Genomic DNA, 14,018 nt, shown 5'->3' with positions numbered 1-14,018 from the left:
ATGCAACGCATCGCGCCGGGAGCCTCGAAGGATGGTGTCGTGGGCATCTATGTCTACATGCTGCGATGTGCGGACGGCTCCTTCTACATCGGAAGTGCCACCGGTGATGATACGTCCCAGCGGGTCGACCAGCACAATGCCGGCGCCTATCCGGGATATACTCATTCGCGGCGTCCGGTCGTCCTGGTGTGGTCCGAGCATTTCGATCGGATCACCGACGGCATCGCGGCGGAGCGGCAGCTCAAGGGCTGGAGCCGTGCGAAGAAGGAAGCCCTCATTCGGTCGGATTGGAAGGCTGTGAGCCAGTTTGCGCAACGGCGGGCTGGAGCGCCTAGGTCCAAGAAGTAGGCGTCAGGCAGTCGGGCGTTCATCCTTCGAGGCTCTCCATGGGACGCGTTGCGTCCCATGGAGAGCCTCGAAGGATGACGGAATGGAGAAGAGCTCTGGAACGTTGAGCCTAGAACGTATTCCGCAGCAGCGGGTACTTTGCCTCGATGCCGTCGAGACTGAAGGTGAATTCGACGACGCCCTCGGAGGCGGCGACGATGTCGTCGGCGGGGGGCGCGAAGGTCTGCAGGAACGAGACGATCGACTCCACCGGCGCAGCCGGCGCCGTTCGAGCAGCCGGCGCCATTCGAGCTGGCGGCGCCATTCGAGCTGGCGGCGCCATCGGGACGAGGGGTGCGGTGGGCACCTCGACGACCTCTGCGAGCACGCCCAGCGTGGGCTCGTACGTGACCGGCACGGCGGTCTCGGGCGCGATGTGCACGGCCTTTGGCTGCACGGTCTGGGTCTGCTCGCGCGGAAACACGCGCGGCATGGTCGCCGGCGACCAGCCGAATGCGGAGGTCACGCTGGCGGCAGCCGCGGCGACGTCCCCGCCACTCGCAAGCGCGCGCCAGGTCTGGACCGCACGCTTGGCTTCCTGGATGTTTTCAAGGAATGCGAGCTCGGAATGATAGCGGCGCCAGCGTCCGGTCTCGAACATTTCGGAGAGATGCTCCAGCCGCTGTTCGGCAAGAACGCACCAGCGTGCCGCAAGGTCGCGGTCAACAGCCGTGCTTTGGCGATGTGTCATAAACCAGCCCGTCAGGAGAAAATACGGACGCGACGCAACGCACACGAATCAATTTAAACGCGACGTGATTATTTTGTGGAAAAGTTTTGACTTGTCCAGCAACGACACGGCTTGCGTCACGAAATACCGTAGTCGCGCGGAGTTCGCAGGGGTTTGCGAGTCAAGCTGCGCACAAGCATAGCGGGCTTGCCGCGTCCCCGGTCCGGCCTCGCGACCACGATCGCAGCTGCGCCTCAACCGCAAGCTGATCACGCCTGGCGCTTGCACATGGCGATTCGAGACATCGGATGAGCCCAAAAGAAAAGACCCGTCCGGGGGGACAACCGGACGGGTCGAGCCATATGGGCGCTTGGGGTGGATGGGCGCTCGCGCCTGATATGACTGATGGGGAGGGATGACCGCTCCCACATAATTTGGTCGTGGCACCACGCCGAACGTTCAATGCGGCGTTCGATTTTTCGATCTTTGGCCGACGCGCAATGTTGTTGCGGGCGCTACTGCGCTGGCGGCCTATCCGCCTGAAGAATCGTGGATTTATCGCCGGAATCCGACAGCGAGGGCTGCTGCTCGAGGGCGCGGATGCCGGGGTCCTCGCGACGCTTCCCGGCATCTTCACGTTTAAGTGTAGCGGACGCGGCGGCGACCGGCGTCGTGCCGTCGGCCGGAATGGCCATCACCGCAGCAAACGCATCGGGCTCGCCGTCGCCATAGAGATCATCACGCCCGGGTGAACCGAGGTCGCGCGCGGTCTTGGCCAGCGTCATGCGCAGCGCTTCCGGCTTGAGCGCGTAGTTGCGCTCGAGCAGCAATGCCGCGACGCCGGAGACGTAGGCCGCCGAGAACGAGGTACCCGACGTGATCTGGTATTTGCCGTCGGGCGCCGGCAGGAAAATGTCGACGCCGGGCGCGGCCAGCGCGACGTAATTGCCGCGGTTCGACGCGGTGAACAGCTTGTCCTGCTGATCGGTTGCGCTCACTGCGATCACGTTGGGATTGGCCGCGGGATAGAGCGGCGGCGATTTGGCGCCGGCATTGCCGGCCGCCGCGATCAGCACCAGGCCGCGCTCGGCACTCGCCGCGATCGCGCGCTCGATCACCGCGTCCTTGGGACCGGCAAAGCTCATATTGACGATCTGGGCGCCGTGCTCGGCGGCATAATTGAGCGACCGCAGGATGACGTAGGACGAGCTCTCGGCACCGCCGGCAGTGCCGCCGAAGGCCCTGATGGCGATGATGCGCGCTTCCGGCGCGCTGCCCATCAGCTTCGCATGGGCCACGATCGCACCGGCAATGCCGGTGCCATGGATATGGGCGCCCTCGCCGCTGCCGAGCGCGTCGAAGACGTCGGTAATGGAATTGGCGAGTTCGGGATGTTTTGCGTCGATCCCGGAATCGATCACCGCAACGGTCACGTTGGCGCCGTGCACCAGCGTGTGCGCCTGCGGCAGCCGCAGCTTCGACAGCGCGTATTGCGCCGGATCGCCTTCGGTCGGCACCGCCGGCTTCTGATCCTGGAGTACATAGCGGAAGTTCGGCTGCAGCGAGCGTACGCTGCCATCAGCGGCGAACTCGCGGCGCGCCGCGTCGTAGGGCCGGCCGTCGCTGATGCGAAACAGGCCGACCGTAGCCCCGATCAGCGGGACATTCTCCGAAGAGACGCGGGTCAAGCCGTGGCGTCGCGCAAGCTCGTCGGCTTCGGCCGGCGACAGCGCGCCATCGATCTCGGCCACGAATTCGTTGGCGAAACTGCGCGACGACAAGGCAAGCGGCGTAGCATTGCCACGCCCCTTGCCGGCGCTCTTCTTGGCCGACCTGCCGGAGCCGTCGCCGCCGCCATTCGGCTGGCCGAGGCATTCGCCGTCGCGATAGCCGTTAGAGCAGGCCGGATAGAGATTTGGCGAGTAGCGCGCGTAGGGCAGCACGGGATTGACGGAATTCGGCGCAATCCGCGCGATGGTATGAACCGTCGGCGTCACGTGCGGCGTCACATGCGGACCGTGATCGCCTCCCACGACGCGCGCCGCGACGCCCGGAGAGATCGTCGGCGTACGCGTGGGAACGCTGATCGTCGGCGTGCGCATGATCGCCTGGGCGTCCGCCACTCCGATCCCGAGACAGGCGGCGAGCAGGAGCCCGGCTCCAGCCGAGGAAGCATAGGCACCGGCTCGCAGCTTACTCTCGGACTTGCGCATCATCGGTGCAGGCGATTAGGGCGCCGCCACGGCGAGGTTGACGAACTTCTCGCGCTGCATCCTGCCCAGGAGCGCGGCGAACTCGTCCTGGCTCATCGCCTTGTCGAACTGGAGGCGGAACATGCCGCCTTTGGCATCGCCGATGATCGAGGCCTGGTAATTGTCGAGCAGCGCCGTGATGTCGGCGACGCGCGCCTCGGGCGTGAAGCGCACCAGCGCCCGCGAAGGTGTAGCCGCCCCGAGCTCGCGCGTCATCGGCGCACCGGTCGAGAGCGAAGCAGTCTGGAAGGTCGCGGGCTGGGTCTTCATCAAGACGGCGCCGATGATGCCGGCCTGGAGCAGCAGCGCGATCGCGCCGAGGGTCGCCGACCAGGCCAGCGTGCGCGGCGACAGGCTCGCGAAGAACGTAGCGATACGCGCCGAGAGCGGCAGCGAACCGGTCGCCCGCGCGGGCTCAGCGTCGATTGCGGCGAACAGCTTCTGCATCGCGCGCGCCGACGGAGCACCCAGGCTCTCATTCAGGTGGATCGTCTCTTCGTATTCGCCGCGGATCGCCGCATATTGCTTTGCGAGTTCCGGATCGCTGGCAAGTGCTTCCTCGACGCGCCGGGTGTCGCGCGGGTTCAGCGTTCCGGCGGCGTACCACGGCAGCAGCAACTCGATCTCTCCGGGCTCTCGCTCCAGCATCTTCTTGCTCAAAGCCATCATGGCCAGCCTCGCTCAATGCCGGCTGCCTGCAGCAGTTCGGCCAATTTCTTGCGCGCATAGAAGAGGCGCGTCTTTACCGTGTTCTCCGGGATCCCGACGATCTCGGCCACCTCTTCCACTGATTTCTCGTGGTAGTAGACGAGGTCGACGATTTCCCGATGGTCCGGCGAGAGGCCCGTCAGACACTCCCGCAACGCTTCACTGGTATCTTTCTTCTGAACCGCCGTTTCTGGATTGTCGGATGAATCCTCGATCGCATTGGCGGCCTCGTCGTCCAATTCAAAATCCTTTCGGCGGCGAAGCGCAGAGAGGGCCTTGAATCGGGTGATTGCCAGCAGCCAGGTGGAAACGGCGGATCGGCCCTCGAACTTGCCGGCCTGACGCCAGACATCCAGAAAAACCTCGCTGATAAGGTCTTCCGCCGTCTGCTCGTCCCGCACGAGTCTCAGCCCGAACCTGTAAATCCTGACATGGTGCCGCCCGTACAGCACCTGCATGGCGAGCCGGTCACCCTGGGCGATCCTGGCGATCAGGACCTCGTCCGTAGCCGCCTGTGTCACGCTCAAAGCCGGTCTCGCAAGATTGGTCGGGTCGAGGCGGGGGACGGTTCGACGGGAGGGGCGAAATCAACCTACCGCGGTCATGCTGGGGATTGTGTGATCTACCCCACATGCGCGCGATTTTCTCGTCGCACACGCGGCCGTCGGTCTTTTGGCTCGATAACGGTAACATAATACGGGAATACTCTGTTGCGGACTTGCCGTGGCCGACACGGACGGCTCGATCGCGCCGACGTGTCACACGCCCCTGTGAACCATATGTCGCGCGGCGCCGGATTTGGTCCGGCGATATCGCCTGGGGATGCCAACTGACCGCCAATTCCCGCGCTGCCACAAGACCCCTCTCCGCGCGGAGCCCCCCGGGATTCGGCGCAAAAGGATACCAAACCTAAAGGCTTGCCACGTAGATTTTTTCGGCTGACATCCACCCATTGGCGAGGACCATGAGCACGGCCGCGACGTCCTTTCCGGAGAGGAGTGCCGCAGAGGTCGCGGATATCGTCCTCGCGCCCGAGGCGGCCGCCCCCGGAGCGCTGGCGCGCCGGGCCCGCCAGCGCCGGCAGATGTATATCGGCCAGGCCGTGAGCTATTCGCTCGGCGCCTCCGTGCTGCTGCTCTATGCCTATGACGGCGCCATCCACATCAACGTTCCATCGCTGTTCTGGGTCGGCGGCCTCCTGATCATCGGCATCTTCACGGTGATGTCGGAGGCCGGCGTCGGCGAGAAGCACGACGACCATTATCTCACGGTCTTCCAGATCTCAGCGCACATGGCGCTGCAATTCATTTTCCTCGTGTCGGTGCCGACGATCGGGATCGCCTTCATCAGCGTGCTGTTCCTGATCTTCGCCTTCGGGTCGCTGCGCATGACCTCGGTACAGGCGATGCTGACATGGGCGATCGCGACGGTCGCGCTTGCGGGCGTGTTCCTCGGCTCCGATCTGCCGATCGGCATGCCGGTTGCGACCCGGCTCGAGCGGATCGCGTCGATGCTGTGCTTCGTGCTGGTGATCGGCCAGTGCGCCTTCCTCGGCCTGTTCGGCGCCACGCTGCGCAAGATCCTGTACCGGCGCAGCATCGAGCTGAAGGCGGCCTATCGGCGCATCGAGGAGCTCGCCGAGCTCGACGAGCTGACCGGCTCCTACAACCGCCGCTGCATCATGCGGCTTCTCGACGCAGAGATCGAGAAGTCGCGGCAGGCCGCCGCGCCATGCGCCGTCGCGCTGATCGATCTCGACTGGTTCAAGCGCATCAACGACGCCCACGGCCATCCCGTCGGCGACGAGGTGCTGCGGACCTTCGCCATCACCATGTTCGCCAACATCCGCCCCGGCGACCGTTTCGGTCGTTATGGCGGCGAGGAGTTTCTGCTGCTGCTGCCGGGCACCGAGCGCGACGCCGCATCGCGCATGCTCGACCGGCTGCGCGGCATCGTCGCCGATCTCGACTGGAACGCATTCTCGCCCGGCATGCGCGTTACGATTTCCGCCGGCGTCGTGACGCTGCGCGACAATGATACTGCCGATACGTTTCTCGCGCGCGCCGACAGCGCGCTCTATTCCGCCAAGGCTCAGGGCCGCAACCGCATTGCCACGAGCTGACCAATCCATTTGTTGCCGGCAGGCAGGAACGCGCCGGACCGAACGCTCCAGGACAGGGCTATGACATCCAAATCCGTCAAATCATCAGAAAACATCCTGGACGAATTGCAGTCGGCGCTCGCGCACGGCACCGTAGCCCGCCGGGTCGAGACGCTGCGCCGGGTCACCGATCTCTTCCTCAACAACGTGGTCGATTATACCGAAGACCATGTCCGGGTGTTCGACGACGTCTTCCAATGCCTGATCGAGCAGATCGAGACCTCGGCGAGGGCGCTGCTCGCCGACCGCCTCGCCCCGATCGCAGCCGCGCCGCCGCAGACCATGCGTGCGCTTGCGCTCGACGACGTCATCGAGGTCGCAGGTCCCGTGCTGTCGAAATCAGAGCGGCTGGACGAAACGACCCTGCTGGATATCGCCCGCTACAAGAGCCAGGCCCACCTCAAGGCGATCTCGCTGCGGCGAGTGCTGTCGGAAGCACTGACCGACGTGCTGGTGACACGCGGCAACGAAGACGTCGTGCAGTCGACGGTCAACAATCCGGGCGCGCAGCTCTCCGAGGGCAGCCTGACCGATCTCGTCACCCGCGCCGAGCGCGACGACGACCTTGCCGCCTGCATCGGCCTGCGGCCCGACCTGCCGCGGCATCATTATCTGAAACTGGTCGCCAAGGCGTCGCTGAGCGTCCGCAGGAAGCTGGAGGCCGCTCATCCTGAACTCGCCGACGAAGTCTCGAGCGTGGTCCGGGAAGCCGCGCAGCGGGTCCGCGCCGCCGCCACGACCAAGCAGACCCAGATGGCACGCGCGCTGGTTAAATCGCTCCATGACGACGGCCGTCTGACCGAATACCAGGTCGCCGCCTTCGCCGAGCAGGGCAAGTTCGACGAGGCCAATGCCGGGCTCGCGGCGCTCGCCGACGTTCCGGTCGAGACCGCCGAGAACATGATGATCGAGAGCCAGGCCGAGGGTCTGATGATCCTCGCCAAGGTCGCCGGCATGCAATGGACGAGCGTTCGCGCGATCATCGCCATGCGCGATAAGCTCTCGGGCGGGCCGAAGGCCGACATGCTGACGCTGCGCGACACCTATGAGAGCCTGCGCAGCTCCACTGCCCAGCAGGTGCTGCGCTTCCACCGCATGCGGGGCACGACGTCGGCGGCCTAATACCGCAAGACCTTCGACCCGACCACCGCACCGATCGCGGTCACCGCCGCGGTCGCGATGGTGTACCAGGTCGCGACGAACAGCGGCGAGTCGTCCGTGCAATGCGAGGCGTAAAGGGTGGCGGCGAGCCCGGCCGACAACAGGCCGGCGAGCGCGCCGGAAAGCGCAGGCCGCGACGGCGCGCCGTGGCGCAGGCCGAACAACGCGCCCGCCAGCAACGGCAGCGACATTGCGGGGATCGCCGACAGGCACGCCCGCGAGTTCTTGCCGACGAGCCGCATCGTCATCGGCATGGCCGGCGCCATCATCGCCTCGCTGCCGATCGCGACTGCAAGCAATCCCACCGGCAGCAGCAGGAGCCAGCCCCAGCCGCGCATCAAGGCTTCCGGCCGCGACAGATGCAGGCTGATGATGATGGCGGGGATCGCCAGCGACAGCGTGACCGCGAACTTCATGTCGAAGAACGGGTTGTGCATGGCGCTCATCACGTCCGAGCGCACGCCGAGGAACGTCGCGAAGATCAGGATCGACAAGGGCGCCGCGACCAACAGTCCCGTGGTCAGCAAGGCGCCCACGCGCGGGGCGTGGCGGGCGTTGTCGGCCGCGAGCGTGCGAATGAGTTGATCGGTGTCCATGACTAGTGGTTCCGTAGTTTGGCGGTCAGGGCCGCAAGCCCCCGATGCAGCGCGACCCGCACCGCACCTTCGCTCATCGCAAATTTCGCCGCCGTGTCCTTGATCGAGGCGCTGTCGACCGCGATCGACTGCAACACGTCGCGCTGACGCTGCGGCAGCGTGTTGAGCTGCGTGGTGACCTCGCCCGCCGAGGCCGTCTCCTGTGGCGCTTCGCCGGGCAGCGTCTCGGCGAGATCGTCGATGTTGACGAAGATGCGCCGGCCGCGGCGCCTGAGCGCATCGATCAGCTTGTTGCGCGCGATCGCGAACAGCCAGGGCGCGAAGGGCGCTTCGCTGTCCCAGGTGTGCCGCTTCAGATGCACCGCCAACAAAATCTCCTGCACGATATCCTCGGCCTGATCAGGGGGCTGCCCGGCCCGCGTCAGGCCGCGCCTCGCAGCGGCGCGCAGCACCGGCGTGACCGCCTTCAACAGGCGATGATACGCTGCATCATCGCCTGCCATGGCCGACCGCATCAGGCCGGTCCACTCGTCCTCACGTCCGCGCACGCGCGCCCCTCACCATTGCAATTCGGCCGCTTTTTCAATTTGTTACGCCTCGGCCTGCACGATCACGAAGTCGTGATCATGGCCGGATCCTGCCCCGAAGCAGCCGCAGAAGCTGCGTCAGGGCTCATAACACCGATCGGAGCCTCCCGCATCCGTCAGGCCGCCGCGGCCGGCCGGTTTGCCCCGGATTTGCCCGGTGTGGCCCGAAGATTCCCATATTTTGCCCCGCTGTCGTCATGCCGCGGGGTCTCTGTTCGGTATCGGGATGGGCGAATTGGGGAGACCGTCAACATGATGAAAGCCAGCGGGCGCGCGGCATGGATTGTTTTGGCCGGACTATTGCTGCTGTTTGGAGCGGCAGTACAGGCCACGCCGAGTTCTGCCACCAGCGCAAAGCCGGACAAACAGACCGATGCAGCCAAGCCGGGCAAGCAGCGGCACCACGCCTCTCACCGCCACACCGACAGCAAGACGGCGCAGAAATCCGACGACAAGGCCAACAAGGCGGACGCGACGCCCCCTGCCGACGAGGCCAAGACGGACAAACAGGCAGACAACAAGGCCGCCAACGACGCCCCGCCCTCGAACCAGATGCCGCCGGAAGTTGCCAATGCCAACGCGCAGGTCGCCGCCGCCGACACGACGCCTGCCGCCGCAGCGTCGGCGATGACTGGCCGCGTCAACGACAATATGCAGGCGGCGACCGATAGTCCCGCTGCGGCTGGCGCCGAGAACCAGGTCGTGGCCGCCGATCAGCTCAACGACCTCGACCGCGCCCTGCAACAGGACAACCCGGCGGCGCCAAAGGCGGCGGTCGCCGCAACCGACGCACAGCCGCGCCCGGCGCCGGTGATGGCGAGCAGCCAGCCGAGCTCGGCCTGGGATCAGAGCTCCCTGATCGGCAAGATCTTCATTGGCGTCGGCACACTGCTGACGCTGGCCTCCGCCGCGCGCATGTTCATGGCCTGAGTCCTCGGGACGCGCTCACCTCGCGCGTTCCAGCCCCTTGAAGGCATCCGCGCCAGCGGGCACATTGCCCGCTCAAATCAAACGCGTGGGTGGAGCATGAGCACGTTCGAACACATCATCGTCGAAAGCCAGGGCGCGGTCGGCGTCATCAAGCTGAACCGGCCGAAGATGCTCAACGCGCTCTCCTTCGGCGTCTTTCGCGAGATTGCCGCGGCCGTCGACGATCTCGAAGCCGATGACGCGATCGGCTGCATCGTCGTCACCGGCAGCGAAAAGGCCTTTGCCGCCGGCGCCGACATCAAGGAGATGCAGCCGAAGAGCTTCATCGACATGTTCTCCGAGGATTTCGCCGCGATCGGCGGCGACCGCATCGCGCGCTGCCGCAAGCCGACCATCGCGGCGGTGGCGGGCTACGCGCTCGGTGGCGGCTGCGAGCTCGCCATGATGTGCGACTTCATCATCGCCGCCGATACCGCCAGGTTCGGCCAGCCCGAGATCACGCTCGGTACCATCCCCGGCATCGGCGGCACCCAGCGCCTGACCCGCGCGATCGGCAAATCCAAGGCGATGGATCTCTGCCTCACCGGTCGCATGATGGATGCGGCGGAAGCCGAGCGCTCGGGCCTCGTCAGCCGCATCGTACCCGCCGACAAGCTGATGGAAGAAACCATGGCGGCCGCGGAGAAGATCGCCGCGATGTCGCGGCCCGCGGTGACGATGGCCAAGGAAGCAGTCAACCGTGCCTTCGAGACCACCCTGGCCGAAGGCATGAGCGTCGAGCGCAATCTGTTCCACGCGACCTTTGCGCTGGAAGACCGTTCCGAGGGCATGGCCGCCTTCATCGAGAAGCGCAAGCCGGTGAACAAGAACCGATAAGGCTAGCTGGCGCGGCTCTGCTCCAGGGCCGCGCCGACCAGCGCGCGATAGACGCGCTCCGGCCAGGTTTTGGGGCGATCGAGGCCGAGGCGTGCGAGACAGGCCTGATCGGCCGTATCAGGCTTTCGCATCACCCCCAGCCACAGCAGGCTCGCCAGCGCACGCGATGAATGTTGGGCGTTTTGCAGTATCTCCAGCGCCGGAATAAGGCGCTGCTCCACCTCGGTGAAATCAGAGCCGAACGGAAACGACGGCAGCAGCCCGGCCTCGCGTGCGGGCTTGAGCGCTGCCGCGATCCGCTCAGGATGATTTTCGCGCCGGGCCGCAGGGATCTCGTAGCCCCGCGGCAGTTTGCCGGCGTCCTTTGCCATCCGCGCCAACTCGTCCTGGAAGCGCGAGTCGGCAATCCCCAGCATGGCCGCGATCACGTCGGCGTCCGATTTTCCCCTGAGATCGGCAACGCCGTATTCGGTGACGAAGACGTCGCGCAGATGCCGCGGAATCGTCTCGTGTCCGTAATGCCAGAGGATATTGGATTGCGGCGCGCCGCCGGTCTGCCGGGTCGCTTCGAAGGTCAGGACCGATCGCGCCCCACGAAGCGCAAAGGCCTGCGCCACGAAATTGTACTGGCCGCCGACACCGCTCACGACCTGGCCGTCGTCAAGCCCGTCCGACACAGCCGCGCCCAGTAGCGTCGCCATCATGGTGACATTGATGAAGCGTGCATCGACGCGGGCGCGCCGCTTCTCATCCTCCGTGCCGTAGATCTCATTCGTGAACGACACAGGCATCATCCGGATCCCCGCGATCCGGTCCGGCGGCATCTCGCGCAACGCGCGATAGAACGATTTGGGGCCGAGAAAGAAGGCGCCGTGCAACACCACGCCCTCGATGGCGCGCTTGAGAATGCCGGCGTCGATCAGGCCGATGAAGGCCTCGGTGACCATCTCGCTGACGCCGTAAAGGCCGGCCTCGAAAGCACCAGCTTCCTGCGCGACGGCTGGTCGCGTTGGAGACAACCGAGCGACAATCTCGCGAAACGCCGTGCTCTCGCGATGGCGCAGGATGAGGCCCTGCGCCACCGCATCGCCGACCTGCCCGATGCCGATCTGCAACGTGCCGCCGTCACGCACGAGGGCCGCCGCGTTGAGGCCAACGGCATATTTGGTATCCGAGATCGGCGCCGACGGCGGCGCGAACAGCGGAAAGTCGGTCGCTGCACTGTCCAGCACGGCGCTGAACTCGTCGGCCGCGAGATCGCCCTCGCCCGGCATGAATGGCAGCTCGGAATTCACCTGCGCGATCAGCCTGAACGCTGCGCGTCCGGCACGGCGTTCGCGCAGCACATCCAGCGTCGTGTCGGTGTTGCAGGACAGGCTGTAGCGCGGCACGCCGTCGATGATGCGCTTGGCCACCAACTGTGTCACCACGTTCATCCCGCGTGCAAGGAGATAGCTCGCCGCATGGGTATAATTGGCCGAGATGTAGTTCTGCTGCGCGATCGGCACGTGCAGCCAGCGCCCGGCGAGAAAGAAGAATTCGACGACGTTGATATTGGGCGGCAGCCGATTTTCGCGCAGCGCATCGGCATAGGCCAGATCGGGATACGAGCCGAACAGGCGGTCGATCACGGGCATGATGAAGCGCTGTTCGATCAGGGCCTTCGGCCTTGGCTTCTCCAGTGTCAGCGCCGACAGCAATGTCAGCTTGATGTCAGAATCGGCGCAGGCTCGCGCATAGAGCGCGTTGACCACATGATTGGCCTTGCCGAGGCCAAGCGGCAGTCCGACCACCAGATCGGTTCCGACGTCGCGAATGATCTCCTCGGCGAGCGCATCGGGATCGGAGAAGAACGTCGGCGTCATCCGTGGCGTCCGGACCGCATGACAGGCACACCTGACAGAATTGGACTGCGGGATCCTATAGCGCATTTGGGCTGGGGTGGGTGTGTGACGCACCTGCAACAAGCACGGAATACATGGAGGTTTTCCCCGCGGCAGTTTGCCTGCGGGACCGCCGCTGGGTAAACAGTTAAGAGAGCCGCCGTCGGCGGGGGCGGACAGCCGGGGTTTTGCGGGATTACATGATTGGGCGTGCCGCCAGAGCTGGTCGCGTGATGACGCGGCATCGATCGGGCGTGGGTCCTGTCCTGGCGACGTGGACGACGTTGGCGCTCTGCTGCCTGCCCGCCACGGCCCGTGCGGAGGCCCTGCCGGAAGCGCTGGCCAAGGCCTACCAGACCAATCCACAGCTCAATGCCGAGCGCGCAAGGCAGCGCGCCACCGACGAGAACGTGCCCCAGGCGCTGGCCGGTTATCGGCCGCAGATCGTGGCTAGCCTCAGCGCCGGCCTGCAGGCGGTGCGCAACCTGCTTCCTGACAACACCATCCAGACTGCAACGCTAAAGCCCTGGACCATCGGGGTCACGGTGTCGCAGACTCTGTTCAACGGCTTCCGGACCGCCAACAGCGTGCGGGTTGCCGAACTCCAGGTGCAGTCCGGCCGCGAAGCCCTGCGCAATGTCGGTCAGGGCGTGCTGCTCGACGCGGTGACCGCCTACACCAACGTGTTGGCGAACCAGTCGCTGGTTGAAGCGCAACGCTCCAACGTCGCCTTCCTGCGCGAGACGCTGTCCATCACCCAGCGCCGTCTCAACGCCGGCGACGTCACCCCGACCGACACCGCCCAGGCCGAGGCCCGCCTCAACCGAGGCCTTGCCGATCTGAACGCTGCCGAGGTCGCGCTCGCGGTGAGCCAGGCGACTTATACGCAGGTGATCGGCAATGCGCCCTCCGCACTTCGGCCCGCAGAGGTTGTCGATCGCTATCTGCCGAAGAGCCGCGAGGATTCGATCGCGATGGCGATCCACGAACATCCGGCGGTGATGGCAGCCAGCTTCGACGTCGACGTCGCCTCGACCAACATCCGCGTGGCCGAAGGCGCGCTGCTGCCGAGCGCCAGCCTCCAGGGCAGCGTCAGCCGCAGCCGCGACAGCGACCAGACGCTCGGCACCTTCGGCACCGACCAGGCCTCGATCGTCGCCAACGTCACCGCGCCGATCTATGACGGTGGCCAGGCGGCTTCACAGACGCGGCAGGCCAAGGAGGTGACGGCGCAGAGCCGCCTGGTACTCGACCAGGTGCGCAACCAGGCGCGCACCGCAGCTGTCAGCGCATGGGTCGCCAATGAGGGCGCCAAGATCGCGGTGTCGGCCTCGGAGTCCGAGGTGAAGGCCGCAACCGTCGCGCTCCAGGGCGTGCAGCGCGAGGCCGCCGGTGGACAGCGTACCACGGTGGACGTGCTGAACTCGCAGGCCGATCTGATCCAGGCCAGGGCCCGTCTGATCGGCGCGCTGCGCGACCGCGTCATCGCCTCGTACACGCTGCTCAGCGCCGTCGGCCATCTCGACGTCAAGACGCTGAGCCTGAACACGCCGGACTATCTGCCCGAGGTGCACTACCAGCAGGTCCGCGACGCTTGGCACGGTCTGCGCACGCCGTCGGGGCAGTAATTTCGAATCCTCGGGTCGCGAGAGGACACCTACTCGTTCGTCGAACGGGCCTCGCACGACCAAGCCGGTGATCGCGAGGGCCGCAGTCTCGCAAAACATGAGGCCTGGCTTACGGGTCTGCCCTGTCCGGTCGTCCGCCTTGACCTTCGCGGCCGACTGCGGAGCTGGTCGAGCAGCTA

The 14,018-nt window shown here is 65.7% G+C and carries 13 protein-coding genes; 6 read left to right on the top strand and 7 right to left on the bottom strand.

The window, feature by feature from the left end; genetic code table 11:
• Positions 1–39 precede the first annotated feature (39 nt).
• Positions 40–348: a GIY-YIG nuclease family protein gene (locus BM222_RS18025; RefSeq protein WP_092229887.1), complete on the top strand. Its 309-nt coding sequence runs from the start codon at positions 40–42 to the stop codon at positions 346–348.
• Between the two features lie 109 nt (positions 349–457).
• On the opposite strand, the gene BM222_RS18020 is transcribed toward BM222_RS18025, so the two are convergent.
• The 4 genes from BM222_RS18020 to BM222_RS18005 form a co-directional block, all read right to left on the bottom strand.
• Positions 458–1,078 (bottom strand): TIGR03809 family protein, encoded by a 621-nt coding sequence (locus BM222_RS18020; RefSeq protein ID WP_092229851.1) that lies wholly within the window; start codon positions 1,076–1,078, stop codon positions 458–460.
• 494 nt (positions 1,079–1,572) lie between these two features.
• A complete protein-coding gene (locus BM222_RS18015; RefSeq protein ID WP_092229849.1) occupies positions 1,573–3,273 on the bottom strand; it encodes a S8 family serine peptidase in 1,701 nt (566 codons plus the stop codon).
• A 12-nt stretch (positions 3,274–3,285) separates the two neighbouring features.
• Positions 3,286–3,978 (bottom strand): hypothetical protein, encoded by a 693-nt coding sequence (locus BM222_RS18010; RefSeq protein ID WP_092229847.1) that lies wholly within the window; start codon positions 3,976–3,978, stop codon positions 3,286–3,288.
• On the bottom strand, positions 3,975–4,544 hold the full coding sequence (locus tag BM222_RS18005) for a sigma-70 family RNA polymerase sigma factor (protein ID WP_177243292.1): 570 nt from the start codon (positions 4,542–4,544) through the stop codon (positions 3,975–3,977). Before BM222_RS18005 ends, BM222_RS18010 begins: the two co-directional genes overlap by 4 nt.
• Positions 4,545–4,981: 437 nt before the next feature.
• Here BM222_RS18005 and BM222_RS18000 point away from each other — a divergent pair, with 437 nt between their 5' ends.
• Positions 4,982–6,139 (top strand): GGDEF domain-containing protein, encoded by a 1,158-nt coding sequence (locus BM222_RS18000; protein WP_092229845.1) that lies wholly within the window; start codon positions 4,982–4,984, stop codon positions 6,137–6,139.
• A 60-nt stretch (positions 6,140–6,199) separates the two neighbouring features.
• The gene (locus BM222_RS17995) at positions 6,200–7,300 is read left to right on the top strand and encodes a DUF2336 domain-containing protein (protein ID WP_092229843.1); all 1,101 of its coding nucleotides are present in this window, start codon (positions 6,200–6,202) and stop codon (positions 7,298–7,300) included.
• Here the strand turns inward: BM222_RS17995 and BM222_RS17990 are convergent.
• Both BM222_RS17990 and BM222_RS17985 read right to left on the bottom strand, forming a co-directional pair.
• Positions 7,297–7,935: an NrsF family protein gene (locus BM222_RS17990; RefSeq protein ID WP_092229841.1), complete on the bottom strand. Its 639-nt coding sequence runs from the start codon at positions 7,933–7,935 to the stop codon at positions 7,297–7,299. The two genes, BM222_RS17995 and BM222_RS17990, sit on opposite strands and share 4 nt — an antisense overlap.
• Before the next feature lie 2 nt (positions 7,936–7,937).
• Positions 7,938–8,483, bottom strand: coding sequence for a sigma-70 family RNA polymerase sigma factor (locus tag BM222_RS17985; protein WP_092229838.1), 546 nt, complete (start codon positions 8,481–8,483; stop codon positions 7,938–7,940).
• Positions 8,484–8,774: 291 nt separating this feature from the next.
• On the opposite strand from BM222_RS17985, the gene BM222_RS17980 reads away from it, so the two are divergent.
• On the top strand, positions 8,775–9,452 hold the full coding sequence (locus tag BM222_RS17980; protein ID WP_092229836.1) for a hypothetical protein: 678 nt from the start codon (positions 8,775–8,777) through the stop codon (positions 9,450–9,452).
• Between the two features lie 96 nt (positions 9,453–9,548).
• The gene (locus BM222_RS17975; RefSeq protein WP_092229834.1) at positions 9,549–10,328 is read left to right on the top strand and encodes an enoyl-CoA hydratase; all 780 of its coding nucleotides are present in this window, start codon (positions 9,549–9,551) and stop codon (positions 10,326–10,328) included.
• 2 nt (positions 10,329–10,330) lie between these two features.
• On the opposite strand, the gene BM222_RS17970 is transcribed toward BM222_RS17975, so the two are convergent.
• Positions 10,331–12,193: an acetyl-CoA hydrolase/transferase C-terminal domain-containing protein gene (locus BM222_RS17970; protein ID WP_092229832.1), complete on the bottom strand. Its 1,863-nt coding sequence runs from the start codon at positions 12,191–12,193 to the stop codon at positions 10,331–10,333.
• Positions 12,194–12,411: 218 nt separating this feature from the next.
• Between BM222_RS17970 and BM222_RS17965 the strand changes: the two genes are divergently transcribed.
• Positions 12,412–13,839: a TolC family outer membrane protein gene (locus tag BM222_RS17965; protein ID WP_092229831.1), complete on the top strand. Its 1,428-nt coding sequence runs from the start codon at positions 12,412–12,414 to the stop codon at positions 13,837–13,839.
• Positions 13,840–14,018: the final 179 nt, after the last annotated feature.

The sequence above is a fragment of the Bradyrhizobium sp. Gha genome, from assembly GCF_900113735.1.
Classification (GTDB): Bacteria; Pseudomonadota; Alphaproteobacteria; order Rhizobiales; family Xanthobacteraceae; genus Bradyrhizobium.
The sequence above is the reverse complement of the archived record's forward strand: the minus strand, read 5'-3'. Positions and strand labels throughout refer to the sequence as shown.

Bases quoted from the DNA above. Each gene is read 5' to 3' on its own strand.
- BM222_RS18020 (WP_092229851.1), bottom strand. From the start codon at position 1,078: ATGACACATCGCCAAAGCACGGCTGTTGACCGCGACCTTGCGGCACGC.
- BM222_RS18015 (WP_092229849.1), bottom strand. From the start codon at position 3,273: ATGATGCGCAAGTCCGAGAGTAAGCTGCGAGCCGGTGCCTATGCTTCC.
- BM222_RS18010 (WP_092229847.1), bottom strand. From the start codon at position 3,978: ATGATGGCTTTGAGCAAGAAGATGCTGGAGCGAGAGCCCGGAGAGATC.
- BM222_RS18000 (WP_092229845.1), top strand. From the start codon at position 4,982: ATGAGCACGGCCGCGACGTCCTTTCCGGAGAGGAGTGCCGCAGAGGTC.
- BM222_RS17995 (WP_092229843.1), top strand. From the start codon at position 6,200: ATGACATCCAAATCCGTCAAATCATCAGAAAACATCCTGGACGAATTG.
- BM222_RS17990 (WP_092229841.1), bottom strand. From the start codon at position 7,935: ATGGACACCGATCAACTCATTCGCACGCTCGCGGCCGACAACGCCCGC.
- BM222_RS17980 (WP_092229836.1), top strand. From the start codon at position 8,775: ATGATGAAAGCCAGCGGGCGCGCGGCATGGATTGTTTTGGCCGGACTA.
- BM222_RS17975 (WP_092229834.1), top strand. From the start codon at position 9,549: ATGAGCACGTTCGAACACATCATCGTCGAAAGCCAGGGCGCGGTCGGC.
- BM222_RS17970 (WP_092229832.1), bottom strand. From the start codon at position 12,193: ATGACGCCGACGTTCTTCTCCGATCCCGATGCGCTCGCCGAGGAGATC.
- BM222_RS17965 (WP_092229831.1), top strand. From the start codon at position 12,412: ATGATTGGGCGTGCCGCCAGAGCTGGTCGCGTGATGACGCGGCATCGA.